The following is a 2235-nucleotide window of genomic DNA, read 5'->3' as shown; positions in this document are numbered from 1 at the left end:
CTTGACGATTCAACAAATCACGCATCATACGACTGCCTGCAAAAGGATATTGCATATGTAATTCATCAATACATCGCATCAGTTTCAGATCTGATGAGCTAACAGGTTTTGGGCGATAATAATAACAACCACGAGAGACTTTCAGTAACTTAGCCTGTTTAGATACTGAAATCTGAAGTGAGTGATCGATTAACTTTTGTGGTTGAAGCGGCCCAGTTTCTTCAACACACCTTCTAAAAAATCAATTTCTAATGCCTGCTCACCGATTTTTGCATGTAACTTTTTAAGATCAATGGGGGGTTCTGATGGAGCTTTTGATTGATCGAAAGCTTGCGAGGAAGCTGAGATCAATTGATTTTTCCAGTCAATAATTTGGTTTTGATGAACATCAAACTCAGAACTCAATTCAGCAAGTGTTTTTTCTGCTTTGATCGCAGCAAGTGCTACCTTAGCTTTAAAGTCGTTTGAATGATTTCTTCTTGGTCTACGTGCCATAAAATACTCCATATATTGATGTTTATAACATCATTTGAGGAGCAGAATATCACTTATAGGAGTTGTTCAAATTTCCGGATCCATCTCTGTCCTACTATCTTTAAAGATATTAATAATTTGATTGAAAAAGGAAAAATATTAGAAAAAACAAAAGTAAAAAGAATAAAAAAAACAAAAGTAGCAGAAGAAACAGAAGTAATCGAAGTAATCGAAGTATCTTATTATTGGGTGATTGATCCAAAGTTGAATGTAAATCATTCGGGCATTATGAGTGATAAATTACAGCGCTATAACAAAGCATCCACTTATAAATGGCATATTCCTAGTGCTTGGATTATTCAATTTAAAAAAAATGTTATTCAAGAACTATCTGTTCCTGAATACAATCGTTTTTTAAGGCAGCTTTTCAAACCGTATAATTTGGACAAGATTTCATGTGGAATTTTAGAAAAGCAAATATATTTCCATCTGAATATGCAGACAGGTGATGATCTCGTAGCACACTTAATGGCAAATCACGATACGAATCATGTGGTTAATTGGTCCTATGAAGGGCGTAATATTGAAGAGATAAATAGACATTTTAAAAGATACATTGATTGTTTAATAAACCGAAAAAAAGGTGATCTATGGAAAAAAGAGCAGCATCCGGGTTATATCTTTGACCGAGAACAACGTATAGGTAGTCAGCGTTGCTGGACTATCAAAGCAGCAACTCAATTTTTTAAAAATCTTTATGCTTATGTACAGACTACTTTAACGAATGATGAAGCCAATCGGATTGAGAAATTAAATGCTTATAGCATTTGGATGTGGCATCTGTCTTTAATTTGCCTCACTGTACGACCCACGATGGGTATGCCAGGTTTGATCAAAAATTATGATTCAAAATCAAAATTTATCTATATTCATGACAAAAAAATTGGTTCACGACAAGAAGGTCGTTTAGTGCCTGTAGTAGGTTATTGGCAAAAGCATTTCGATGCATACAGAGAGTATATAGATAAGACAATCACTGCATTAGGCATGAAATATCTGCAGGAGCAGTGGAAAAAAAATGAATTCATGCTGTGTATTCTTATCCATCCTCAACTGACTTCCAAAAAGCATAGCGTTGACTTTATAGAAATAGCAGACAATCTTACTTTGGCACCAATGTCAGCAGCTTTTGTGACGCATTACTTGAAAGAAACAGTTCAGATTTATAAAAACTGGCCAAGGCATTTTAGCAAAAACCATCTTGAACTCAGCAGTGATATTCATAATACCCTTTATGCACATGATGGTACTGCAATGGGGTTTGGCCATACTTCATCCTTAAGTCCTTTTCATTACAAAACAGAAATTCAACAACAGGTTGAAGCGTTACTGAAAAAATTAGAAATTTTGGAGCTAGACTTGTTTACCCAGGAAAAATCGCGTGATTAACAAAGAACTAAATCAAGAGATTCTAGAGCAATTACAAAATGCGATTGAAACAGAAACAAAAGCAATTTTTAATCAAATTTCTGAGCTGATTGATCATAAATATACTCAGGAAAAGGTGAATGGTGTCGAGATTGATTTTAAACTTCTTGATCAACGAATTGCTGATAAATTTACAAACTATCAGCAAGTTTTAATAAAAGTTTGTGAGCATTCCCAGCTCAAAAAATATTTCCGCTCTTACCTCAAGGAGTGTTTTAAACACTTTAAAATTATTTGTGAACAAGAGTATCAGGAGTGGCAAAAAAAAAATCC

General features: G+C 34.2%; 2 protein-coding genes and 1 pseudogene. 2 read left to right on the top strand and 1 reads right to left on the bottom strand.

Going from position 1 to position 2235, the window contains the following annotated elements; all coding sequences use genetic code 11:
• A pseudogene (locus tag ACNPNW_RS04205) lies at positions 1-507 on the bottom strand (transposase family protein); the annotation flags it as partial.
• A gap of 105 nt (positions 508-612) precedes the next feature.
• Here ACNPNW_RS04205 and ACNPNW_RS04200 point away from each other — a divergent pair.
• Together ACNPNW_RS04200 and ACNPNW_RS04195 are read left to right on the top strand one after the other, a co-directional pair.
• Entirely contained in the window at positions 613-1923 is a 1311-nt protein-coding gene (locus ACNPNW_RS04200; RefSeq protein ID WP_448766567.1) for a hypothetical protein, read from the top strand.
• The coding region (locus tag ACNPNW_RS04195; protein ID WP_448766566.1) for a hypothetical protein at positions 1916-2235 on the top strand (320 nt) is incomplete at its 3' end. The genes ACNPNW_RS04200 and ACNPNW_RS04195, both read left to right, overlap by 8 nt.

The organism is Acinetobacter endophylla (assembly GCF_053543775.1).
Note: the sequence above shows the minus strand (reverse complement) of the source record. Positions and strands in the feature narration are given on the sequence as shown.